Below are 21,253 nucleotides of genomic sequence, written 5' to 3'. Positions count from 1 at the left end.
TTGCAAGCCGGGTCGGGACCCTCATGTCCAGAGGCGGACACCCCCTGTTTCCCCACGGAGAATCCAACTTGAAACGCATCCTTCTTTTCGTCCTGACCAACGTCATGGTGGTCGCGGTCCTGGGCGTGGTTGCCAGCCTGCTGGGCGTCAACCGCTTTCTCACGGCCAACGGGCTCAACCTCGGGGCGCTGCTCGGCTTCGCCCTGATCATGGGCTTCGGCGGCGCGATCATCTCGCTGCTGATCAGCAAGCCGATGGCCAAGTGGTCGGCCGGCGTGCGGATCATCAACGACCCGCAGTCGCCCGACGAGGCCTGGATCGTGCAGACCGTGCGCAACTTCGCCGACAAGGCCGGCATCGGCATGCCCGAGGTCGGCATCTTCGAGGGCGACCCGAACGCCTTCGCCACCGGCGCCTTCAAGAACTCCTCGCTGGTGGCGGTGTCGACCGGCCTGCTGCAGAACATGACGCGCGAAGAGGTCGAGGCCGTGATCGGCCACGAGGTGGCCCACGTCGCCAACGGCGACATGGTCACGATGACCCTGATCCAGGGCGTGATGAACACCTTCGTCGTGTTCCTGTCGCGCGTGATCGGCTATGCGGTCGACAGCTTCCTGCGCCGCAACGACGAACGCTCGTCGGGTCCCGGCATCGGCTATTTCGTGGCCACGATCGTGCTCGACATCGTGCTGGGCTTTGCCGCCGCCATCGTGGTGGCCTGGTTCTCGCGCCAGCGCGAATACCGCGCCGACGCCGGCGCCGCCCAGCTCATGGGCCGCAAGCAGCCGATGATCAATGCGCTGGCGCGCCTGGGTGGCCTGCCGCCCGGCGAGCTGCCGAAGTCGGTCGAGGCCATGGGCATCACGGGCAAGCTCGGCAGCCTGTTCGCGACCCACCCGCCGATCGAGCAGCGCATCGCGGCGCTGCAGGGCGCGCAGGGTTGATCAGCCGGCGCGCGCGGCCACGCTGCGCGCAACGGCTTCGGCGACCTTGATGCCGTCGACCCCCGCCGAGAGGATCCCGCCCGCATAGCTCGCGCCTTCGCCGGCCGGGTACAGGCCGCGCACGTTGAGGCTCTGGAAGTCCTCGCCGCGGGTCATGCGGATCGGCGACGAGGTCCGGGTCTCGACGCCGGTCAGCACCGCGTCGTGCAGGTCGAAGCCCTTGATCTTGCGGCCGAAGGCCGGGAAGGCCTCGCGCATGGCCTCGATCGCATAGGCCGGCAGCGCGGCGTGCAGATCGCCGGGCGTGACGCCCGGCTTGTACGACGGCTCGACACTGCCGAGTGCGGTCGAGGGCCGGCCGGCGATGAAGTCGCCGACCAGCTGGCCCGGCGCGCGGTAGTCGCCGCCGCCAAGCACGAAGGCATTCGATTCCAGCGAGCGCTGCAGTTCGATGCCGGCCAGCGCCGGGCCGGTGCGGCCGTCTTCCCAGCCCGGGAAGTCGCGCGGCTCGATCCCCACCACGATCCCCGCGTTGGCGTTGCGCTCGTTGCGCGAGTACTGGCTCATGCCGTTGGTCACGACCCGGCCCGGCTCGCTGGTGGCGGCCACCACGGTGCCGCCCGGGCACATGCAGAAGCTGTAGACCGAGCGGCCGTTGCTCGCGTGGTGCACCAGCTTGTAGTCGGCCGCGCCCAGCAGCGGATGGCCGGCATGCCGGCCCCAGCGGGCGCGGTCGATCAGGCCCTGCGGATGCTCGACCCGGAAGCCGATCGAGAACGGTTTGGCCTCGATGTGGACGCCGCGCGCGTACAGCATCTCGAAGGTGTCGCGCGAGCTGTGGCCCAGCGCCATCACCACGTGGTCGGCGCGCAGTTCTTCGGTCTTGCCGGTCTGCTGGTCGCGCACGACCAGCCCGCGCAGCGTCTTGCCGCCGTCCGGGCCGTCCTCGAGCAGCACGTCGGTCACGCGCTGCTCGAAGCGGATCTCGCCGCCGAGCCGGACGATCTGCTCGCGCATGTTCTCGACCACCTTGACCAGCTTGAAGGTGCCGATGTGCGGGTGCGCGACGTAGAGGATCTCGGGCGGCGCGCCGGCCTTGACGAACTCCTCCATCACCTTGCGGCCGAGGAAGCGCGGGTCCTTGATCTGGCTGTAGAGCTTGCCGTCGGAGAAGGTGCCGGCGCCGCCTTCGCCGAACTGCACGTTCGACTCCGGGTTCAGCACGCTCTTGCGCCACAGGCCCCAGGTGTCCCGGGTGCGCTGGCGCACGGTCTTGCCGCGCTCCAGCACGATCGGCTTGAAGCCCATCTGGGCCAGCATCAGGGCGCAGAAGATGCCGCAGGGGCCGAAGCCGACCACCACCGGACGCAGCGGCAGCGCGGCCGGCGCCTCGACCGGTGCCTGCCAGGACATGTCGGGTGTGGCGCCGATGCGGGGGTTTTCGGCGAACTTCGCCAGCAGGCGGGCTTCGAGCGCCGGATCAGCGATCGCCACGTCGACGATGTAGACCTGCAGCAGTTCGGCCTTGCGGGCGTCGAAGCTGCGCTTGAAGACCGTGTGGCCGGCCATGGCCTCGACGGCGATGCCGAGGGTGGAGGCGATGGCCTGGGGCAGTGCCGCCGCGTCGTGGGCGAGGGGGAGCTTGATTTCGGAGATGCGGATCATGGCTGGAGGCCCGTATCGATCGGGCAGGGGCTGTGATCCCGCAAGTGTATTACAATTTTGTATTACGGAGACGATCCATGACCCTGTCGATTCGATTGCCGGCGGAAGACGAGGTGCTGCTCGAGCGCGCCGCCGAGGCGCTGCGCATCAGCAAGTCGGAATTCATCCGCCGCAGCATTGCCGCCTATGCGGCCAAGGTGATGCCGATCGACCGTGCGGCGAGCGAGATCGACGCGATGTACATCGGCCAGGGCGGCGGCCTGCGGCAGCCCGGGCAGGTGGCGAATCCGGCCAAGCGCGCGATCCTGGAGCGGCTGCGTGAAAAGCACGGATACGCTCGCTGACACCGGCTTCCTGGTCGCGCTTTTCAACGACGGCGACGCCCACCATGCGGGCGCCGTCGCGATGCTGCAGCAGCTGTCCGGCAGGCGTCTCTACACGGTCTGGGAAGTGCTGACCGAGGCCGGTCACCTGCTCGACGATCGCGCGTGGCTCCACCTGCTGCGCTGGGCCGCCGCCGGCCGGCTGACCGTGCTGGCCAGCGACCCGGCCGACCTGTCCGAGATCGCCGACTTCACCGAGCGCTACGCCGACGGCGGCGCCGACCTGGCGGACGTCGCGCTGGTCTTCGCCGCCGATCGGACCGGCATCTACAACGTGCTGACGGTGGATCGCAAGGACTTCGACCGCTATCGAAGCCCGCGTGGGCAGCGGCTGAAGCGGATCTGGCTGAAGGATTGACGGACGGCTGCGTCTGATCAGTTGAGGACAGAGCAAAAACCGCTGCGCGGTTTCTTGGTCTGTCCCGCAAGGCCTCACTAGGGCAAAAACCCATCCACCGACAGGTAGCGCTCACCGGTGTCGTAGTTGAACCCCAGCACCACCGCATTGGCCGGCAGCGAGGGCAGTTTCTGCGCGATCGCGGCCAGGGTCGCGCCCGACGAGATGCCGACCAGCATGCCTTCCTCGCGGGCACAGCGGCGCGCCATCTCGCGCGCCGGCTCGGCGTCGACCTGCAGCACGCCGTCGAGCAGGGCGGTGTCGAGGTTCTTCGGGATGAAGCCGGCGCCGATGCCCTGGATCGGGTGCGGCGAGGGCTGGCCGCCCGAGATCACCGGCGAGGCCACCGGCTCGACCGCGAAGACCTGCAGCTTCGGCCACTTCTTCTTGAGCACGCGGGCGCAGCCCGTGATGTGGCCGCCAGTGCCCACGCCGGTGATCAGCACGTCGATGCCATCGGGGAAGTCGGCCGCGATTTCCTCGGCCGTGGTGCGCTCGTGGACCTCGATGTTGGCCGGGTTGTTGAACTGCTGCGGCATCCAGGCGCCGGCCGTGCCGGCGACGATTTCCTCGGCGCGCGCGATCGAGCCCTTCATGCCCTTCTCGCGCGGCGTCAGGTCGAAGCTGGCGCCGTAGGCCAGCATCAGCCGCCGCCGCTCGACCGACATGCTGTCGGGCATCACGAGGATCAGCTTGTAGCCCTTGACCGCCGCCACCATCGCGAGGCCGATGCCGGTGTTGCCGGAGGTCGGCTCGACGATCGTGCCGCCGGGCTTCAGCGCGCCCGAACGCTCGGCGTCCTCGACCATCGACAGCGCGATGCGGTCCTTGATCGAGCCGCCGGGGTTGGCGCGCTCGCACTTGATCCAGACCTGCTGCGTGGCGTGGCCGAAGAGGCGCTGGATGCGGACATGCGGCGTGCCGCCGATGGTTTGCAGGATGGTGTCGGCTTTCATTCGGTCTCCTTGGGGCCGGGCCCCGGGGTCGGAAAAAGGGGAGGAGCGCCATTGTGGCGATAATCCGCGGGTGGAGCACGCCGGACCGCCGCTGGTGCAAGTCTCGAAAGAGCGCACTGGAGGAACGTCCGGACTGCACAGGACAGCGCAGGAGCTAACGGCTCCCCACCGCGAGGTGAGGATCAGAGCAACAGAGACGAGTCGGCCGGGGGCAACCCCGGCCGGGTGAAACGGGCAATCTCTGCGCGCAGCAACACCAAGTAGGCCAGCGTTGATGTGGTTCCGCAGAGCTGGCGGGTAGGTGGCATCGAGCCGTTTGGCGACAAACGGCCCAGAGTAATGGCGGTCACGCTGGGGGCTCGCAAGAGTCCTCAGTGCACAGAATCCGGCTTACAGGCGTGCTCCACACTTTTCATTCGCGCGCCCCTCGACGCCGTCAGAACCGTTCCGAGGGCGTCAGGTAGCGCCATTGGCCGGCGAGCAGCCCCGACAGCGGCACCCGCCCGATGCGGATGCGCTTCATCGCCAGGATCTGCAGCCCGGCGTCATCGCAGATATGGGCAATCTGGCCCGGACGCGCGCCCTTCAGCGCGAAGCGCAGGCCGGTGTGGCCCTCGGCCTGCTGGCCGATGCTGACGCGTGCCGGCGAACGCTCCAGGCGGGCCAGCGTCTCGGGACCGACCGGGCCGGCGACGTCGACCATCACCTCGTGCTCGATGATGCCGGCGTCTTCCTGCAGCTTGCGCTCGACCCGGAACTCCTGCGTGAACACCACCAGCCCGCTGGCGCCGGTCTCCAGCGGCGTCATGCAGCGCTGCGCCGCCACGTGGCGCGGCAGGAAGCGCAGGCCGGCGCGTTCGGGTTCGTGGTGGTTGGCCGCCACCAGCAGCCGGTGCGCCGTCTCGGTCGCCATGCCGGCGGGCTTGTGCAGCAGCAGCGTGACCGGCACCACCGGCTCGGGCCGGGCGCCGGATTCGATCTCGACCTGCTGGTGCGCATGCACCCGCGCCTGCGGCACCAGCGCCGGCTGGCCGTCGACCCGCACCGCGCCGTTCTCGATCAGCAGCTCGGCCTCGCGCCGCGAGCAGCCGGCCAGCGCCGCGACCCGCTTGGCGAGCCGGATCCCTTCGTCGTCGGCGTCCTTCATGGCTTGGCCATCTGCTGGATGCGCTCGACATGCGCCGCCAGCGAGCGCGCGGCCACCGGCCACATGCGCTCGGGCACGTCGTCGTAGGCCAGCGGCAGCCACTGCTCGGGCGTTCCGTCGGGCAACTCGCGCATCGCCGCGGCGATCTTGGCCTCGCGCTTCAGGCGGTGCGCCTTCAGGTGGGCGATGGCGGCGCGGGCCTCGCCCAGCACGTAGCCGTGCGCCGGCAGGATGAAGCCGATCCCGCCGTCGGCGCAGGCCGCATCGAGCTTGTCGAGCGAGTCGAGGTAGGCGTTCATGTTGCCGTCCGGTGGATCGACCACGGTGGTGCTGCCGTTGAGGATGTGGTCGCCCGAGAACAGCAGCCCGTCTTCTTCGAGCACCAGGCACAGGTGGTTGGCCGCATGGCCCGGCGTGTGGATCACGCGCAGCGTGTGCAGCGGCACCCGGGTCTCGCCGCTGTCGCTGATGGCCGCCGTGGTCAGGACCAGGCGCTCGCCGTCCTGCAGCACCCGGTCGGGCGCGAAGCGGGCGGTGGAGCGGGCGGTCGGCGCCGAGGCCAGGCCGAGGATCGGCGGGCTCGTCTTGCACAGCTTCTGCAGCGGCAGGGCGCCAGGCGAATGGTCGGCGTGCGAGTGGGTGCAGACGATCATCCGGATGTCGCCCTGGGTCGCGCGCCACAGCCGGCCGATGTGGTCGAAGTCGTTCGGCCCCGGATCGATCACGATGTAGCCGCTGTCGGCGTCGCCGACGATGTAGCTGTTGGTGCCGGGGCCGGTCATGGCGCCCGGGTTCGGCGCGGTCAGGCGCTGCACGTTCTTCAAAAGCGGCACCGCCTGCGCGCTCTGCCAGTCCAGCGTGTGGACGATCTGGCCGTCGGGGCTGACCAGCGCCAGTTCGCCGAAGGCCGACTCGGTCTCCATGTAGCGGGCTTCCTGGCCCTTCAGCCACCCCGCGCGCGGGCAGCTGGTCCAGATCGGGCCTTCGCCGGCGGCGCGGTTGGCGCAGGCGTCGAGCACCGCGTCGACCGTCGGGTAGGCGACCATGCGCTCGAGCGTGCGCACGGTCGGGAAGATCATGAAGAAGTTGCCGGCCGCATGGCGCGCCAGGGCGTCGGCCGGCCGCACCCAGCAGGGCTCGAACTGCTCGGTCTCGTCGGCGGTCGGCGTCTGGCCCTCGGGCATGCGCGCCACCAGGAAGGGGACGTCGAAGCGCTTGGGCAGGTCGCGGTCGGTGATCCAGTGGGCGAAGGTGAACACCTTGTCGGTCGACAGCAGCAGGCCGCGCGCCACGCACTGGTCGGCGAAGGCCACCGTGGTGCTGGCGGTGCCGCGGTCCATCGCGGCGACTTCCTCGGCGCTCACGGGCCGGCCGTCGGGGTGGTGGGCCAGCAGCACGCCCAGTTCCTCGAAGCTCTCGCGGATGGCGGCGATGGCCTGGGTGAGCTGCACCCGGCTCTGGGTGCGGCGGCGCGTCGCGATGGCGCGCGCGGGGGTGTCGCCCTCGTCGATGCGCCCGCCGGGGAACACGTAGGCGCCGGGCGCGAAGCTGGCGTCGGCGGAGCGCCGGGTCATCAGCACTTCGATGCCGTCGGCCGTGTCGCGCAGCAGCAGCACGGTCGCGGCAGCGCGGACCGGCGCCGGCTCGCGCTGGGGATGGAGATATTGGGTGGGGCGTACCATGGCTCGCGATTATCGGGAGATCGGGCGCCGCGTGCGCTGTCCGCCCTGTGACAGGGTTCGCAGCGGTGCCTAGAATCATCGAATGCGGTCCGCCACCACATGGCTGATGGGACTGGTCCTCCTCGCCCACGCGGTGGGAGCGGCCGGCGCCCAAGCCGTGCCTGCCGCTGCACCCGCGCCCGCTTTGCCCGGCACTGTCGTCCTGATGGAGCTCGACGGCGCCATCGGCCCGGCCGCGGTCGACCACGTGCGCCGCGGGCTCCGGCTGGCGGTCCGCGAACAGGCCCGGCTCGCCGTGATCCAGCTCGACACGCCCGGCGGCCTCGACGCCTCGATGCGCGACATCGTCAAGGACATCCTGGCCTCCCCGGTGCCGGTGGCGACCTTCGTGGCGCCGGACGGCGCCCGCGCCGCCAGCGCCGGCACCTACATCCTCTACGCCAGCCACATCGCCGCGATGGCGCCGGCCAGCAACCTCGGCGCCGCGACGCCGGTGGCGATCGGGGCGCCGACGCCGGCCGTGCCGGACACGATGGCCGCCAAGCGGCTGGCCGACGCCTCGGCCTACCTGCGCAGCCTGGCGCAGCTGCGCGGGCGCAACGCCGAGTGGGGCGAGCTGGCAGTGCGCGAGTCGGCCAGCCTGTCGGCGGCCGAGGCATTGCAGAAGAACGTCATCACGCTGATCGCGCAGGATGTGGCCGACCTGCTGCGCCAGGTCGACGGCCGCGAGGTGCGCACGGCGCAGGGTGTGCTGCGGTTGTCGACGCGGCAGGCCCAGGTGCTGGTGTTCGATGCCGACTGGCGCAGCCGGGTGCTGTCGGTGATCACCGAGCCGAGCCTGGCGCTGGTGCTGATGATGCTGGGCATCTACGGCCTGCTGTTCGAGTTCTCGAACCCGGGCTTCGTGCTGCCGGGCGTGGTCGGCGCGATCAGCCTGCTGCTGGCGCTCTTCGGGCTGCAGATGCTGCCGGTCAACTACGCCGGGCTGGGGCTGATCTTCCTCGGCGTGGCCTTCCTGATCGCCGAGGCCTTCCTGCCGACTTTCGGCGCCCTCGGGGTCGGCGGCATCGCCGCCTTCTGTATCGGCGCCGTGCTGCTGATCGACAACGAGGCACCCGGCTTCGGCGTCCCGCTGTGGCTGGTCGGCGCGCTGGCGGTGGTCTCCGCCGGCTTCATCGTGGTGGTCGCGGGTGCCGCCGCCAAGAGCCGGCGGCGGCCGCCGGTGCTCGGGGTCTCGACGCTGGTCGGGGCCACCGGCGAGCTGGTCGAGTTCGCCGACGGCGAGGGCTGGGCGCAGATCCAGGGCGACTACTGGAAGGTGCGCGGCGCGCAGGGCCTGCGCGCGGGCCGCCGCATCCGCGTGATGCGCGTGCAGGGGCTGGCCTTGCAGGTGGCGGAGGACAACACGGAGGGCCCGTCGCGGGCTTGAGACATGTTCTTCAACTTCAACATGGTGCTGCTGGCGCTGTTCGTCCTGCTGGCGGCGATGCTCGCAGCGGCCTCGCTGCGCATCCTGCGCGAGTACGAGCGCGGCGTGGTGTTCCAGCTCGGGCGCTTCTGGAAGGTCAAGGGGCCGGGCCTGGTGATCCTGCTCCCCGGCCTGCAGCAGATGGTGCGGGTCGGCCTGCGCGTGATGGTGCTCGACGTGCCGAGCCAGGACGTGATCACGCGCGACAACGTGTCGGTGAAGGTCAACGCGGTGCTCTATTTCCGCGTCGTCGATCCCGAGAAGGCGGTGATCCAGGTCGAGAAGTACTTCGAGGCCACCAGCCAGCTGGCCCAGACCACGCTGCGCGCGGTGCTCGGCAAGCACGAGCTCGACGACCTGCTGGCCGAGCGCGAGCGGCTCAATCTCGACATCCAGAAGATCCTCGCGGCCCAGACCGACCTCTGGGGCATCAAGGTGACCAACGTCGAGATCAAGCATGTCGACCTCAACGACAACATGGTGCGCGCGATCGCCCGCCAGGCCGAGGCGGAGCGCGAGCGGCGCGCCAAGGTGATCCATGCCGAGGGCGAGCTGCAGGCCTCGGTCAAGCTGGCCGAGGCGGCCGAGATCCTGGGCCGGCATCCGCAGGCCCTGCAGCTGCGCTACCTGGAGACGCTCACGGTGATCGGCGCCGACAAGAACTCGACCATCGTGTTCCCGCTGCCGATCGACCTCATCGGCAAGCTGCTGCAGCGACTGGACGACCGGCCGCCGCGCGGCTGAGCGCATCTCGCCGCCGCGCGGGGCGTGGCAAGATCATTCGTCTCCATCGCCCGGGCCCTCTCCATGCTCATCAACTGCGTCGTCTACGAAGACGGTTCCAAGCTCGCCGACATTCCGGTTTCCGAGATCGGCGACTACCTGTCGCGGCCGGGCTGCTTCGTGTGGGTGGCGCTGCACGAGGCGACGCCCGCTGAGCTGGCCGAACTGCAGCAGGAATTCGACCTGCATCCGCTGGCGGTCGAGGATGCCCAGCACGGCCACCAGCGGCCCAAGGTCGAGGAGTACGCCGATTCGCTGTTCGCGGTGCTGCACCTGCTGGAGCCCGATGGGCTCGACCAGGGCGAACTCGGCGTCGGCGAGGTCGATGTCTTCGTCGGCCGCAACTACGTGGTGTCGGTGCGCAACCGCAGCGAGCATGGCTTCGTCGAGGTCCGCCAGCGCTGCGAGCGCGAGCCCGAGCTGCTGCGCCAAGGGCCCGGCTTCGTGCTGTACGCGCTGATGGATGCGGTGGTCGACCGCTACTTCCCGGTCATCGACGCGCTGGAGGTCGAGCTCGAGACCATCGAGATGCGGATCTTCACCAAGGGCTCCGCGCGCGAGAGCATCCAGCGGCTGTACGAGCTGAAGCGGCGGCTGACCGTGCTCAAGCATGCGGTGGCGCCGCTGCTGGAGGGCGTCGGCAAGCTGCACGGCGGCCGGGTGCCGCAGATCTGCATGGGCGTCCAGGACTATTTCCGCGACGTGGTCGACCACCTGGGCCGCATCAACGCGTCGGTCGATGCCAGCCGCGACACCATCGGCACGGCGATCAGCGTCAACCTGTCGATGGTCACGATCGAGGACGGCGAGGTCACCAAGCGGCTGGCCGCCTGGGCGGCGATCTTCGCGGTCTGCACCGCGTTCGCGGGCATCTGGGGCATGAATTTCCAGCACATGCCCGAGCTGCAATGGCGCTTCGGCTATCCGGTGGCCTTGCTGCTGATCGCGGCGATATCCGGCTATCTCTACTACCGCTTCCGGCGCGCCGGCTGGGTGTGAGCGCTCAGGCGCGCGCGTCCTCGAACGCGAAGCCGACCCCGTAGACCGAGCGGATCCAGTCGTCCCCCGGCGCCGCGGCGGCCAGCTTGCGGCGCAGGTTCTTGATGTGGCTGTCGACCGCGCGCTCGGTGACCTCGGCGGTGTCGTCGTAGGCCAGGTCGAGCAGCTGCGCGCGCGAGAAGATGCGCCCGGGCTGGCGCGAAAGCGCCTGGAGCAGGCGGAACTCGAGCCGCGTCAGGTTGAGCGCGATGCCGTCCAGGCTGGCGCGCCAGTGCGTGTCGTCGAGCAGCAGGCGTGCCGGTGCCGGCGGCGTCGTGCCGTCCGAGCCGCTGCGGCGCAGCACGGCGCGCACCCGTGCGACGACTTCGCGCGGCGAGAAGGGCTTGCAGATGTAGTCGTCGGCGCCGAGCTCCAGGCCGAGCAGGCGGTCGACCTCCTCGATGCGCGCGGTGAGCATGATGACCGGGCTGGTGCTGCGCAGCCGCGCCCGGCGCAGCACCTCGATGCCGTCCAGCCGCGGCAGCATGATGTCGAGCAGCGTGAGGTCGGGCGGCGAATGCAGCATCCGCGCCAGGGCCTGCTCGCCGTCGCTGGCGCGCTCGGCCTGGTAGCCGGCATGCTGCAGGTAGTCGACCAGGACCGACGCGATGTCGTCCTCGTCCTCGACGACCAGGATTCGTGTCATGGGGTGTTCCTCAAGGGGTCGGCTGCGGGGTTGTCAATGGCAGCGCCAGCACGATGCGCAGCCCGCCCAGCGGCGAGGGGGCCGCCTCGATGGTCCCGCCGTGCGCCTCGACCGTGGCGCGGCAGATCGCCAGCCCGAGCCCGGAGCCGCCCAGGGCCCGGTTGCGCGAGGCCTCGCCGCGGAACAGCCGCTCGAACAGCCGCGGCAGCTCCGCGGCCGCGACGCCGGGCGCGCTGTCGTCGAATCGAAGCACCAGCCGCTCGCTGCCCGCACCGGCTTCGATCCGGGCGCCGATGCGCAGGCGCCCGCCGGTGTCGGTGTACGACAGGGTGTTCTCCAGCAGGTTCATGAAGACCAGGTGGAGGCGCCGCGGATCGCCTTGCAGCAGGGGCCGCTGCTGCGTCGAGAGCTGCGCGAGCTCGGCGGCGTCGACCGCGATGCCACGCTGCGCGAAGCGCTCGCGGGTCGAGGCGAGGGCCTCGTCGAGCAACGCCAGCGGGTCGACGGCGACCCGCGGCGGCGCGTCGGCGCGCTCGGCCATGCTGCTGCGCAGGTCGTCGACCAGCTGGCCGAGCCGCATCACCTGCCGGTGCAGGCGCAGCGCCGTCTTGTCGTCGAAGCTGCGCACGCCGTCCTGCAGCGCCTCGATCTCGGCGCGCATCGCGGCCAGCGGGGTGCGCAGCTCGTGCGCCACGTCGGCCAGCCAGGCCCGGCGGGAGGCCTCGATGCCGTCGAGGCGCTCGGCCATGTCATTGAAGGTGCGCCCGAGCAGGGCCAGCTCGTCCTGTCCGCGCACCGGCACGCGGGCGTCCAGCCGGCCTTGCGCGATCTGTTCGGCGCCCTGCGTCAGCGCCTCGATCGGGGCGAACCAGCGCCGCGCCAGCAGCCACGACAACAGCAGGGCGATCGCGAATCCGGCGATCCCGGTCCAGATGACGAAGCTCGATTGCCGGGCCACGAAGGCGCGGTCGGCCTCGGTCTCGAGGCCTTCGAGCGGCGCCAGCAGCAGCACCGCGATGACGTGGTCGCCGTTGCGCAGCGGCAGCCGGGCGGCGGTGGCCGGGTCGACCCGGGCACCGGCGATCCAGTGGTCGCCGGCGTCGACCAGGCTCAGGCGACGGTAGACCGAGTCGGGACGGTTGCGCGGGTCCCGCATCGCACCCGGTGGCGGCAGCGGCAGCGTCAGGCGCGGCGGCAGCAGCTCCGGCGACTGCATCGGACGCGGCCCGTCCGGGTGGTTGAAGGGTGGGTCGCCCTGCCACGGCGGCGGGCGGAAGTCCGACGGCGGCCAGGGCGGGACGGGACGCAGGCGGTCTCGTTCCGGACCGAAGGGCGGCATCTTGCTGTTCGGCGGTCCCTGGGGCCGGAACGGCTCCATCTGCAGGCGGAACCAGGCGTCCTCGTCATCGCGCAAGGCACTCCAGTTGCCCGCGGCCAAGTACTGCTTCTTGAGGATCTCGGCGAACCAGTCCATCCGCCGCAGTTCCACCTCCGCCACGTAGGGGCCGAGTCCGCGCTGCAGGCCGAGCCGCGAGAAGCCCGCGAAGATCAGCAGCAGAGCCAGCAGCAGCACGGCGAGTGCGAGGAATATCTTTCGGAAGAGCGTCAGGCGGGGCATGGGCAGGAAGGGCGAGCCACATTCTGCGGCATCCCCCGAGACGAAATCTGGCTAGGCAGCGATCGAGATCGTGATGCTGGCGGTGTAGCCGTTGGCGGCATCGCCGGCGAATCCGACCATCTCGAGCGCGGTGCCGTCGCTGAAGACGTTGTCGCTGGCGAAGCTGATCGCGTTGAGGTTCGCCACGCTCTGCGAGTAGCCCGCCGTGCTGGCGTAGATGCTGCGCAAGGCGTCGGTCGGGAATGCGAGCTGGGTGGTCCTGAGCTTGTTGCCGGCCGCGGTGGCGGTCGACAGGTTGCGGTAGATCTCCAGGTGCATGTGCGGCATGCGCCCGGCATAGCAGCCGGGCACCACCGTGACGAAGCGCACGCTGCCGTCGGCATCGGTCTCCTGCACGCCGCGCAGGTGGTTGTCGGCCAGGCTTTGCGTGGTGTAGACCGAGTAGGTGCCTTCGCGCGTGCAATGCCAGAGATAGATCGCATAGCCGGCCAGCGGCGCGCACGCGGACTGGGTGTTGGTCAGCGTGATCGTGAGGGTCAACGGCGCGCCGCCCACCTGGGCGCTGCCGCCGATGTTGGTGCGGACGTCCGAGCGGACGATGCCGGCGAGCGCCAGCACGTTGTAGGTGGCGTTGCTGGCGCTGGATCCGTCGGCGGGGTAGGGGCCGGCCGTTTCTTCGGGCACCACCTGGCAACTGCTGGTCGAGGTGGCCGTCGCGGCAGTGTCGGTGGCCGTGGTGGCGGCCGTGGTCGCGCCGCCCGTCGCGAGCGTCGATGCCAGCGTCGAGCTGCCGCTGCTGCCGTCGGAACCGCCGCCGCATCCGGCCAGCGTGAGGAGGCCGAGCGAGCCGAGGCTGCCGAGTACACGGCGCCGGTCGGCCGCGCGCAGCGGCGAGGAAGGGCTTTGCATCTGGGGTCTTCTCCTGCGCGCAACAGTGCGCGGTGGCGACTGTGCGCCGCGATCTGGGAGAAATCGTGGGCGGCGCTCAGGCCCGCAGCCGTGCCGCCTCGGCGGCGGCCCGCTCCAGCGGCAGCCGCAGCGTGATGCCCAGGCTGCCCAGCGGCGACGGCGCCGCGTAGATCCGGCCACGGTGCTCGCTCACGATCTGCTCGCACAGCGCGACGCTCGCGATCGCGTCGACGTCGCTGCGCCAGCGTGGACTGCGCGCGGCGACGGCGTCGAAGCAGCGCGCGAGGCGCGGCTCGTCGAGCCCGGGCGCGGCATCGATGAAGTTGACCACGGCATGCACGCCGTCGATGCGGCCGAGCACCTGCAGCGTGCTGCCCGCGTGCATCGCGCGGCAGGCCAGTTCGACGATGCGGGCCAGCACCTCCTGCATGCCCGAGCGGTCGAGCACCACCGGCAGCGGGTCGCCTGGCAGCCTCAGCTCCAGCGCCATGCCGGCGGCCTGCAGCCGGCCGCGCAGCGACTCCGACATCTGGTGCAGCAGCTGGCGGATGTCGGTGTGGCTGCGCGGGCTGGGCGCATGGGCGCGCTGTGCGATGGCCGGCGGGGCGGCGCTGCCGGTGCGCGGCCTCAACAGGCGCCAGGGCACGCAGAGCAGCAGCGCGAAGAGGAGGGCGATGCAGGCGGGAATCGGATTCATCTGGATGAAAGTCAGTGGCGATGCCGCGCATTAGTCACTGCCTGCGGCTTCGGCGCAACAGCATCCGGCCGCCGTGCCGGGCCTTCAAGAAATCTCCCCAATCGAGGCGCAGGCTGAGGTGCAGGCCGCTCTTACCATCGAGGCTTCTTCTACCGGCCACTGAAGCGCTCCATGTCCCTGTCCGATGCCCTCCTGATCCGCAACGTGCGCCCGCTGGGCCGGGCGCCGGTCGACCTGCTGCTGCGCGACGGCCGGATCGCGGCGATCGGCAGCGCCCTGGAGGCGCCGCAGGGCCCGGTCGCCATCGAGGACGGCGGCGGCGCCTTGCTGCTGCCCGGCCTGGTCGAGGGCCACACCCATCTCGACAAGACCCTCTGGGGCATGGCCTGGTACCGCAACGAAGTCGGCACCCGGCTGGTCGACAAGATCGACAACGAACGCGCCTTCCGCCAGGCCAGCGGTCACGATGCGGCCGGCCAGTCGCTGGCGCTGGCCCGGGCCTTCCTGGTCAGCGGCACGACCCGCCTGCGCACCCATGTCGACATCGACACCCAGGCCGGGCTGCGCCATCTCGAGGGCGTGGTGCGCACGCGCGAGGCCATGCAGGCCCTGCAGCAGATCCAGATCGTGGCCTTCCCGCAGTCCGGCCTGCTGCAGCGGCCCGGTACCGCGGCGCTGCTCGAGCAGGCGATGGGCGCGGGCGCCGACCTGCTCGGCGGGCTCGATCCCTGCGCGATCGACGGCGACCCGGTGCGCTCGCTCGACACGCTCTTCGGCATCGCCGCACGCCGCGGCTGCGGCCTCGACATCCACCTGCACGAACCGGGCGCGATGGGCGCCTTCTCGCTCGGGCTGATCATGGACCGCATCGCCGCGCTCGGCATGCAGGGCCGGGTGGCGATCAGCCACGGCTTCTGCCTCGGCGACCTGCCGCCGGCCGAGCGCGACCCGCTGATCGCGCGCATGGCGCAGCTCGGCATGGTGCTGATCACCAGCGCGCCGCCGTCGCGCAGCGTGCCGCCCTTGCTGGCCTGCCGTCAGGCCGGCCTCACGGTGCTGGGCGGCAACGACGGCATCCGCGACACCTGGTCGCCCTACGGCAACCCCGACATGCTCGAGCGCGCGATGCTGATCGGCCTGCGCTACAACCTGCGCCGCGACGACGAACTCGATGTCGCGCTCGACTGCGTCACCCACGCCGGTGCGCGCGGCTGCGGCTTCGAGGCCTATGGCCTGGCACCGGGTGATCGGGCCGACCTGGTGCTGGTCGATGCGCAGACCGTGGCCGAGGCCATCGTGGCGCGACCGCCGCGCCGGCTGGTCGTGGCCGGCGGGCGCATCTGCGCGCGCAACGGCTCGTTGATCTGACATCCCCCACGGAGAAAACACGATGTACCAGGAAGAATTCATGAAGCGCGCCATCGCGTTGTCGGCCCAGGCCTTGCAGACGCCCGGCACCGAGCCGTTCGCGGCGCTGGTGGTGAAGGACGGCGTGGTCGTCGGCGAGGGCTTCAACCACTCGGTGGCGCATTTCGACCCGACCTCGCACGGCGAGATCGAGGCGATCCGCGACGCCTGCCGCAGGCTGCAGACCGTCGACCTCGGCGGCTGCGAGCTCTACACCTCGTGCGAGCCCTGCGCCCTGTGCGTCGCGGCGATGCGGATCGCCGGCATCGGCCAGCTCTACTACGCTGCCTCGCTCGCGCAATCGGGCGCCGCCTTCGAGGGCGTTCCGGTGGCGGCCCGCCATCCGATCGACGTCGAGGCGCTGCGCGCCGAGGCCGGCGCGCCGCTGGAGCGACGCCAGCCACCGGCCCAGCAACGGATGGCGGACGATGCGATACAGGTGCTTTCAGATTGGGCCATAGCGCGAAAGGTGGAATTCGAATGATCTTCCGGGCAGAATCCGGCCCACATGAAATTTCGGATCGGCTCGCTCCTTGGTATCGCATTGATTTCCCTGGCATCGCACACGGCCTTCGGCCAGCCGTCAGATGTTCAGGATTCGTTCAGTAAAGAACCGTGGTGGGAGCTGGTCGTCGGCCCTTTCGCGGTTCATTTCAGCAACGAGGACGAACACACGCACGTTTACCTGCTGGGCCTCGAGCGCAACCAGCCCGACGGCTGGATGTGGGGCCTGTCGGCGTTCCAGAATTCCTTCGGCCAGGCGTCCGCGTATGCCTATTACGGCTATCGCTGGGACAACCTGTTCGGCTATCCGTCGCTTTACTTCAAGCTGTCGGGCGGCATCATCTACGGCTACGTGGGCCAGTACAAGGACAAGGTGCCCTTCAACCATGACGGCTTCGGCCTCGGCATCATCCCCGCGATCGGCTACAAGATCACGAAGGCGGATGCCGTGCAGATCGGGACCCTCGGCACCGCGGGCCTGATCTTCACCTACAACCGCAAGTTCTGAAGTCCGGCCGGGGCCGGCGGGATGCTCAGCCGATAATCCCGGGATGCGAATCCGCTTCACCAAGATGCAGGGTGCCGGCAACGACTTCGTCGTGCTGGACGAAACCCGCGGCACGCTCGGCCTCGACGCCGCGCAGTACCGCTTCCTGGCCGACCGCCATTTCGGTGTCGGCGCCGACCAGATCCTCTCGGTGCGGCCGTCGCCGGCGCCGGGCATCGATTTCCAATACGTGATCCACAACGCCGACGGCGGCGAGGTCGAGCAATGCGGCAACGGCGCGCGCTGCTTCATGCGATTCGTGCGCGAGCGCCAACTGACGGTCAAGGACGCGGTGCGGGTGCAGACGCTGTCGGGCGTGATCGAGCCGCGCATGGGGGCCGACGGCCGGGTCACGGTCGACATGGGCGCCCCGGTCTTCGACCTGGCCCGCGTGCCCTTCGACCCCGCCGGCCTCGACCCGCAGCCCGAAGGCGGATGGCACACCTGGCACCTGGCGCTCGGCACCCATGCGGGCAGCGCGATCGTGGCCGTCGCCGTGCTGTCGATGGGCAACCCGCACGCGGTGCAGATCGTCGCCGACGTCGACACCGCACCGGTCGCGGCGCAGGGCCCGCTGATCGAGCACCACCCTCGCTTCCCGCAACGCGTCAACGCCGGCTTCATGCAGGTGGTCGACCGCACCCACCTGCGGCTGCGGGTCTTCGAGCGCGGCGCCGGCGAGACCCTGGCCTGCGGCACCGGCGCCTGCGCCGCGGTGGTCGCGGGCATCCGGCTCGGCCTGCTCGACACGAGGGTCGATGTCCAGACCCGCGGCGGACTGCTCACCATCGAATGGGCCGGCGACGGCGCCCCGGTGCTGATGACCGGCCCCGCGATCACCGTCTTCGAGGGCGACATCGAGGTGCCGGACCCGTCATGAACAATTTCAACGCCAACGCCATGAACCCGATCACCGAAGACGACATTGCCAACTACCTGGCGAACACGCCCGATTTCTTCGAGCGCCATGCCCAGCTGCTCGGCCAGGTCCAGCTGACCAGCCCGCACGGCAACCGTGCCGTCAGCCTGCAGGAGCGCCAGGCCGAGATGCTGCGCGAGAAGATCAAGGCGCTCGAGCATCGCGTCATGGACATGGTGCGCCACGGCACCGAGAACGTGGTCACGGCCGACCGCCTGCAGCGCTGGACCCGCGGCCTGCTCACCACGCGCGACCCGCGCGGGCTGCCGGGGCAGATCGCCGGCCAGCTGCAGTCGCTGTTCCTGGTGCCGCAGACCGCCATCAAGGTCTGGGATTGCGACAGCGCCTACCGGGACGAGGCCTACGCCCAGTGGGTCAGCGACGACGTCAAGGCGCTCGCCACCTCGCTGACCGCCCCCTATTGCGGCTTGAACTCCGGCTTCGAGGCGGCCGGTTGGCTGGCCGAGCCGCAGGCCGCGGTGTCGATCGCCCTGATCCCGCTGCGGGCCGAGCCCGAGGCCCCGGCCTTCGGCCTGCTGGTGCTGGCCTCGCCGGACGCCCAGCGCTTCAACGCCGAGATGGGCACCGATTTCCTGGAGCGCATCGCCGAGCTCGCCTCGGGCGCGCTGTCGCGGCTGCGCCCTTGAACCGGACCCTGCGGCGCGTCGCCTGGGGCGTGCTGGCGATCCTGCTGGCTGGCTATGCGGCGATCCACCTGATGGTGTGGCGCCATGCGCTCGCCCGCCTCGCCGAGCCCCCGCCGCGACCCGCCGATGCGGCGCTGGTGCTCGGCAACCGGGCCTACAAGGACGGCCGGCCGAACCCCTGCATGACCGGCCGGGTCGACGCCGGCGTCGCGCTCGCCAAGGCCGGGGCGGTCCGCCAGCTGGTGTTCTCGGGCGGCGTCGATCGCGAGGACGGCCGGATCGAGGCCGAGGTGATGGCGCGGCATGCGCGCAGCGTGGGTTATGCCGGAAGCGCGCTGCTGGAGGGCGGCTCGCAGTCGACGCGCGAGAACCTGGCGCTGTCGCGCGCCGTGCTGCAGGCCGCGGGCATCCACAGCGTGGTCATCGTCACCGAGCCCTATCACCTCTGGCGGGCGGAGCGGCTGGCGCACGCCGGCGGCTTCGACCGCCAGTTCGATGTCCAGTTCGCCGCCGCGCCGAGCAGCTGCTGGCAGACCTGGGGCATGGCCTTCAAGGGTGCATTGCGCGAGCCTTTCGCGATCGTGAACAATGCGATCAATGGCTACCTCCACTGAAGCGGCGCCGGCCGCGATGCCGGCTTCGATCGAGAAGTACCTCGAGCACGTGCGGGTCGAGCGCCGGCTGGCGGCGCGCACGGTCGAGCTGTATGCCATCCACCTCGCTTCGCTGGCGCAGAACGCCGCCGCCGCCGGGCTGGCGCTCGACCAGGTCCAGACCGCCCACGTGCGCCGCTGGATGGCCCAGCTGCATGGCGCCGGCCGCGAGTCGCGCGGCATCGCGCTGGTGCTCTCGTGCTGGCGCAGCTTCTACCGCTGGCTGGGCAACGAGGGGCTGATCGGTGCGAACCCGGTCCAGGACGTCCATGCGCCGAAGGCAGCGCGTCCGTTGCCCAAGGCGCTCGCGGTCGACGACGCGGTGCGGCTGGCCGAGCTGCACGACACCGAGGCCGACCCCTGGGACGAGGCGCGCGACCGCGCGATCGTCGAGCTGCTCTATGGCTGCGGCCTGCGGGTCGGCGAACTGATCGGGCTGGACGTGCAGCCGAGCGGCACGGCGCGGGGCTGGATCGACCTCGATGCCGCCGAGGCCAACGTGCTCGGCAAGGGCAGCAAGCGACGCCTGGTGCCGGTCGGCAGCAAGGCGCTCGAGGCGCTGGCCGCCTGGCTGGCCGTGCGTGGCGACTGTGCGGCGCTGGAGGCCGCAGGTCTGCGCGACCCCGGCAACGCGGCGGCATTGTTCATCGGCCGCAACGGCACCCGCTGCTCGGCCCATTCGGTCTGGAAGCAGCTGCGCGGGCGCAGCCTCAAGGCCGGCCTGTCGGCGCCGGTCCATCCGCACATGCTGCGGCACTCCTTCGCCAGCCACCTGCTGCAATCCAGCAGCGACCTGCGCGCGGTGCAGGAACTGCTGGGGCACGCCAGCATCTCCACCACCCAGGTCTATACCCGGCTGGATTTTCAGCACCTGGCCAAGGCCTACGACGCCGCCCATCCCCGGGCCCAGGCGCGCGACGAGGGGCCGCCAGCGGGCGTCGGCTCGCGGCGCGGCAACAAGAACGGTCATTCATGAAGCTTCTGCGTCTGCGTCCCGGCAAGGAGCGCTCGCTGCTGCGCCGCCACCCCTGGGTGTTCGAATCCGCGATCGCCAAGGGCGGCGGCGATGCCGGCGAAACCGTCCGCATCGAGGCCGAGGACGGCCGTTTCCTGGCCTGGGCCGCGTACAGCCCGCATTCGAAGATCCGGGCCCGCGCCTGGAGCTTCGACGAGGGGCAGCGCATCGATGCCGCCTTCGTGGCGGCGAGGGTCGCGCAAGCGGTCCGCGCCCGGCTGCTGTTCGACCTTCAGAGCGACGGCCTGCGGCTGATCCACGGCGAGGCCGACGGCCTGCCGGGCCTGATCGTCGACCGCTATGGCGACACGCTGGTGGCGCAGTTCCTGTCGGCCGGCGTCGAGCGCTGGAAGGCGCCGCTGGCCGATGCGCTGCTCGCCGCCACCGGCCTCGACAAGCTCTACGAGCGCTCCGACGCCAGCGGCCGCGAGCGCGAGGGCCTGAAGCCGCAGACTGGCTGGCTGCGCGGCAGCGGCCCGACCGAATTGCGCATCCGCGAGCACGACTGGCAGCTGGGCCTGGACATCGCGACCGGCCACAAGACCGGCTTCTACCTCGACCAGCGCGACAGCCGCCAGCGCTTCGCCGAGCTGGCCGCGCGGCGGCGCTTTCGCCGCGTGCTGAACTGCTTCTGCTACACCGGCGGCTTCACGGTCGCCGCCCTGGCCGGCCTGAAGGCGGCGGACGCGGTCGAGGGCGCCGAGCTGATCTCGATCGATTCGTCGCTGCCGGCGCTGGAGCGCGCCCGGGCCCACGTGGCCCTGAACGGCTTCGACGATGCTCGTTGCGAATTCCTCGACGCCGACGTCAACGCCAGCCTGCGCCGCTTCGTCGAGGAGGGGCGGCAGTTCGACGCGATCGTGCTCGACCCGCCGAAGTTCGCCCCCACGGTGGCGCACGCCGAACGCGCCGCGCGCGCCTACAAGGACCTCAACCGGCAGGCCTTCAAGCTGCTGGCGCCGGGCGGCCACCTGCTGACCTTCTCGTGTTCGGGCGGCATCGGCGCCGACCTGTTCCACAAGATCGTGGCCTCGGCCGGCATCGACGCCGGGGTCGACGGCTACATCACCGAGCGCCTCGGCGCGGCGCCCGACCACCCGATGACCATCGAGTTCCCCGAAGGCGAATACTTGAAAGGCCTGGTGGTGGTGCGCAAATAGCCTTTGCCCTTGCCGCGGCGCGGCCGAGCCGGCGTCGCTAAACTTCCCGCCTTCCGCCCGTTTCCCCG

Annotated in this window: 22 protein-coding genes and 1 other RNA gene; 15 read left to right on the top strand and 8 right to left on the bottom strand. The window is 70.6% G+C overall.

The features are described from left to right. Window positions 1-68: 68 nt before the first annotated feature. Window positions 69-944 (top strand): protease HtpX, encoded by an 876-nt coding sequence (gene htpX, locus QTI68_RS20400; protein ID WP_286523909.1) that lies wholly within the window; start codon window positions 69-71, stop codon window positions 942-944. Here the strand turns inward: htpX and QTI68_RS20395 are convergent, their stop codons facing one another. Further along, window positions 945-2,609 carry an NAD(P)/FAD-dependent oxidoreductase gene (locus QTI68_RS20395; RefSeq protein WP_286523907.1) on the bottom strand — a complete coding sequence of 555 codons (1,665 nt, stop codon included), beginning with the start codon at window positions 2,607-2,609 and terminating at the stop codon, window positions 945-947. It abuts the gene before it with no gap. A gap of 77 nt (window positions 2,610-2,686) precedes the next feature. Between QTI68_RS20395 and QTI68_RS20390 the strand changes: the two genes are divergently transcribed. Continuing rightward, the gene (locus QTI68_RS20390) at window positions 2,687-2,953 is read left to right on the top strand and encodes a ribbon-helix-helix protein, CopG family (protein ID WP_286368833.1); all 267 of its coding nucleotides are present in this window, start codon (window positions 2,687-2,689) and stop codon (window positions 2,951-2,953) included. Next, window positions 2,928-3,350 (top strand): type II toxin-antitoxin system VapC family toxin, encoded by a 423-nt coding sequence (locus tag QTI68_RS20385; protein WP_286523905.1) that lies wholly within the window; start codon window positions 2,928-2,930, stop codon window positions 3,348-3,350. The genes QTI68_RS20390 and QTI68_RS20385 overlap by 26 nt, the downstream gene beginning before the upstream one ends. Before the next feature lie 77 nt (window positions 3,351-3,427). Here the strand turns inward: QTI68_RS20385 and cysK are convergent, their stop codons facing one another. Further along, window positions 3,428-4,345 (bottom strand): cysteine synthase A, encoded by a 918-nt coding sequence (cysK, locus tag QTI68_RS20380; protein ID WP_286523904.1) that lies wholly within the window; start codon window positions 4,343-4,345, stop codon window positions 3,428-3,430. Between the two features lie 72 nt (window positions 4,346-4,417). Here cysK and rnpB point away from each other — a divergent pair. Then, an RNA gene (gene rnpB / locus QTI68_RS20375) (RNase P RNA component class A) lies at window positions 4,418-4,754 on the top strand. Window positions 4,755-4,781: 27 nt separating this feature from the next. On the opposite strand, the gene QTI68_RS20370 is transcribed toward rnpB, so the two are convergent. Both QTI68_RS20370 and QTI68_RS20365 read right to left on the bottom strand, forming a co-directional pair. Further along, complete coding sequence (locus tag QTI68_RS20370; protein WP_286523903.1) at window positions 4,782-5,492, bottom strand: RNA pseudouridine synthase; 711 nt, start codon at window positions 5,490-5,492, stop codon at window positions 4,782-4,784. Further along, window positions 5,489-7,174, bottom strand: coding sequence for an MBL fold metallo-hydrolase (locus QTI68_RS20365; protein ID WP_286523902.1), 1,686 nt, complete (start codon window positions 7,172-7,174; stop codon window positions 5,489-5,491). The genes QTI68_RS20370 and QTI68_RS20365 overlap by 4 nt, the downstream gene beginning before the upstream one ends. An 82-nt stretch (window positions 7,175-7,256) precedes the next feature. On the opposite strand from QTI68_RS20365, the gene QTI68_RS20360 reads away from it, so the two are divergent. From QTI68_RS20360 to QTI68_RS20350, 3 genes are all read left to right on the top strand, one after another. Beyond that, window positions 7,257-8,603 (top strand): NfeD family protein, encoded by a 1,347-nt coding sequence (locus tag QTI68_RS20360; RefSeq protein WP_286523901.1) that lies wholly within the window; start codon window positions 7,257-7,259, stop codon window positions 8,601-8,603. Window positions 8,604-8,606: 3 nt separating this feature from the next. Then, window positions 8,607-9,386, top strand: coding sequence for a slipin family protein (locus tag QTI68_RS20355; protein WP_286523900.1), 780 nt, complete (start codon window positions 8,607-8,609; stop codon window positions 9,384-9,386). A 63-nt stretch (window positions 9,387-9,449) separates the two neighbouring features. Beyond that, window positions 9,450-10,424, top strand: a complete 975-nt coding sequence (locus QTI68_RS20350) for a magnesium and cobalt transport protein CorA (protein WP_286523972.1) — start codon at window positions 9,450-9,452, stop codon at window positions 10,422-10,424. 4 nt (window positions 10,425-10,428) lie between these two features. Here QTI68_RS20350 and QTI68_RS20345 read toward each other — a convergent pair whose 3' ends face one another. From QTI68_RS20345 to QTI68_RS20330, 4 genes are all read right to left on the bottom strand, one after another. Beyond that, entirely contained in the window at window positions 10,429-11,109 is a 681-nt protein-coding gene (locus QTI68_RS20345; protein WP_286523898.1) for a response regulator, read from the bottom strand. A gap of 10 nt (window positions 11,110-11,119) precedes the next feature. Beyond that, a complete protein-coding gene (locus tag QTI68_RS20340) occupies window positions 11,120-12,727 on the bottom strand; it encodes an ATP-binding protein (protein ID WP_286523896.1) in 1,608 nt (535 codons plus the stop codon). Between the two features lie 51 nt (window positions 12,728-12,778). Next, window positions 12,779-13,636 carry a dioxygenase family protein gene (locus tag QTI68_RS20335; RefSeq protein WP_286523895.1) on the bottom strand — a complete coding sequence of 286 codons (858 nt, stop codon included), beginning with the start codon at window positions 13,634-13,636 and terminating at the stop codon, window positions 12,779-12,781. A 76-nt stretch (window positions 13,637-13,712) separates the two neighbouring features. Continuing rightward, window positions 13,713-14,333, bottom strand: coding sequence for a sensor histidine kinase (locus QTI68_RS20330; protein ID WP_286523894.1), 621 nt, complete (start codon window positions 14,331-14,333; stop codon window positions 13,713-13,715). A gap of 171 nt (window positions 14,334-14,504) precedes the next feature. On the opposite strand from QTI68_RS20330, the gene QTI68_RS20325 reads away from it, so the two are divergent. The 8 genes from QTI68_RS20325 to QTI68_RS20290 are packed head-to-tail and all read left to right on the top strand — an operon-like array spanning window position 14,505 to window position 21,185. Continuing rightward, window positions 14,505-15,701, top strand: coding sequence for an amidohydrolase family protein (locus QTI68_RS20325; protein ID WP_286523893.1), 1,197 nt, complete (start codon window positions 14,505-14,507; stop codon window positions 15,699-15,701). 22 nt (window positions 15,702-15,723) lie between these two features. Next, window positions 15,724-16,224 (top strand): nucleoside deaminase, encoded by a 501-nt coding sequence (locus QTI68_RS20320; protein ID WP_286523891.1) that lies wholly within the window; start codon window positions 15,724-15,726, stop codon window positions 16,222-16,224. 24 nt (window positions 16,225-16,248) lie between these two features. Then, window positions 16,249-16,752 carry an ABC transporter ATP-binding protein gene (locus tag QTI68_RS20315; protein WP_286523890.1) on the top strand — a complete coding sequence of 168 codons (504 nt, stop codon included), beginning with the start codon at window positions 16,249-16,251 and terminating at the stop codon, window positions 16,750-16,752. Window positions 16,753-16,795: 43 nt separating this feature from the next. Continuing rightward, the gene (gene dapF / locus QTI68_RS20310; protein WP_286523889.1) at window positions 16,796-17,671 is read left to right on the top strand and encodes a diaminopimelate epimerase; all 876 of its coding nucleotides are present in this window, start codon (window positions 16,796-16,798) and stop codon (window positions 17,669-17,671) included. Further along, entirely contained in the window at window positions 17,668-18,357 is a 690-nt protein-coding gene (locus QTI68_RS20305) for a DUF484 family protein (protein WP_286523886.1), read from the top strand. The genes dapF and QTI68_RS20305 overlap by 4 nt, the downstream gene beginning before the upstream one ends. Then, complete coding sequence (locus QTI68_RS20300; protein WP_286523885.1) at window positions 18,354-18,971, top strand: YdcF family protein; 618 nt, start codon at window positions 18,354-18,356, stop codon at window positions 18,969-18,971. Before QTI68_RS20305 ends, QTI68_RS20300 begins: the two co-directional genes overlap by 4 nt. Next, complete coding sequence (locus QTI68_RS20295) at window positions 18,955-19,986, top strand: tyrosine recombinase XerC (RefSeq protein WP_286523883.1); 1,032 nt, start codon at window positions 18,955-18,957, stop codon at window positions 19,984-19,986. The genes QTI68_RS20300 and QTI68_RS20295 overlap by 17 nt, the downstream gene beginning before the upstream one ends. After that, window positions 19,983-21,185 (top strand): class I SAM-dependent rRNA methyltransferase, encoded by a 1,203-nt coding sequence (locus QTI68_RS20290; protein WP_286523882.1) that lies wholly within the window; start codon window positions 19,983-19,985, stop codon window positions 21,183-21,185. Before QTI68_RS20295 ends, QTI68_RS20290 begins: the two co-directional genes overlap by 4 nt. Window positions 21,186-21,253: the final 68 nt, after the last annotated feature.

Origin of the sequence: Variovorax sp. J31P207, from assembly GCF_030316965.1 — a bacterium.
Classification (GTDB): domain Bacteria; phylum Pseudomonadota; class Gammaproteobacteria; order Burkholderiales; family Burkholderiaceae_C; genus Variovorax; species Variovorax ginsengisoli_B.
This window is presented reverse-complemented; position numbering and strand designations above follow the sequence as displayed.

Excerpts from the sequence above, each read along its gene's own strand:
- QTI68_RS20350 (WP_286523972.1), top strand. The coding sequence starts at position 9,450 with ATGCTCATCAACTGCGTCGTCTACGAAGACGGTTCCAAGCTCGCCGAC.
- cysK (WP_286523904.1), bottom strand. The coding sequence starts at position 4,345 with ATGAAAGCCGACACCATCCTGCAAACCATCGGCGGCACGCCGCATGTC.
- QTI68_RS20370 (WP_286523903.1), bottom strand. The coding sequence starts at position 5,492 with ATGAAGGACGCCGACGACGAAGGGATCCGGCTCGCCAAGCGGGTCGCG.
- QTI68_RS20365 (WP_286523902.1), bottom strand. The coding sequence starts at position 7,174 with ATGGTACGCCCCACCCAATATCTCCATCCCCAGCGCGAGCCGGCGCCG.
- QTI68_RS20330 (WP_286523894.1), bottom strand. The coding sequence starts at position 14,333 with ATGAATCCGATTCCCGCCTGCATCGCCCTCCTCTTCGCGCTGCTGCTC.
- QTI68_RS20390 (WP_286368833.1), top strand. The coding sequence starts at position 2,687 with ATGACCCTGTCGATTCGATTGCCGGCGGAAGACGAGGTGCTGCTCGAG.
- QTI68_RS20355 (WP_286523900.1), top strand. The coding sequence starts at position 8,607 with ATGTTCTTCAACTTCAACATGGTGCTGCTGGCGCTGTTCGTCCTGCTG.
- QTI68_RS20335 (WP_286523895.1), bottom strand. The coding sequence starts at position 13,636 with ATGCAAAGCCCTTCCTCGCCGCTGCGCGCGGCCGACCGGCGCCGTGTA.
- QTI68_RS20345 (WP_286523898.1), bottom strand. The coding sequence starts at position 11,109 with ATGACACGAATCCTGGTCGTCGAGGACGAGGACGACATCGCGTCGGTC.
- QTI68_RS20305 (WP_286523886.1), top strand. The coding sequence starts at position 17,668 with ATGAACAATTTCAACGCCAACGCCATGAACCCGATCACCGAAGACGAC.
- dapF (WP_286523889.1), top strand. The coding sequence starts at position 16,796 with ATGCGAATCCGCTTCACCAAGATGCAGGGTGCCGGCAACGACTTCGTC.
- QTI68_RS20290 (WP_286523882.1), top strand. The coding sequence starts at position 19,983 with ATGAAGCTTCTGCGTCTGCGTCCCGGCAAGGAGCGCTCGCTGCTGCGC.
- QTI68_RS20360 (WP_286523901.1), top strand. The coding sequence starts at position 7,257 with ATGCGGTCCGCCACCACATGGCTGATGGGACTGGTCCTCCTCGCCCAC.
- QTI68_RS20325 (WP_286523893.1), top strand. The coding sequence starts at position 14,505 with ATGTCCCTGTCCGATGCCCTCCTGATCCGCAACGTGCGCCCGCTGGGC.
- QTI68_RS20320 (WP_286523891.1), top strand. The coding sequence starts at position 15,724 with ATGTACCAGGAAGAATTCATGAAGCGCGCCATCGCGTTGTCGGCCCAG.
- QTI68_RS20395 (WP_286523907.1), bottom strand. The coding sequence starts at position 2,609 with ATGATCCGCATCTCCGAAATCAAGCTCCCCCTCGCCCACGACGCGGCG.
- QTI68_RS20295 (WP_286523883.1), top strand. The coding sequence starts at position 18,955 with ATGGCTACCTCCACTGAAGCGGCGCCGGCCGCGATGCCGGCTTCGATC.
- QTI68_RS20340 (WP_286523896.1), bottom strand. The coding sequence starts at position 12,727 with ATGCCCCGCCTGACGCTCTTCCGAAAGATATTCCTCGCACTCGCCGTG.
- QTI68_RS20315 (WP_286523890.1), top strand. The coding sequence starts at position 16,249 with ATGAAATTTCGGATCGGCTCGCTCCTTGGTATCGCATTGATTTCCCTG.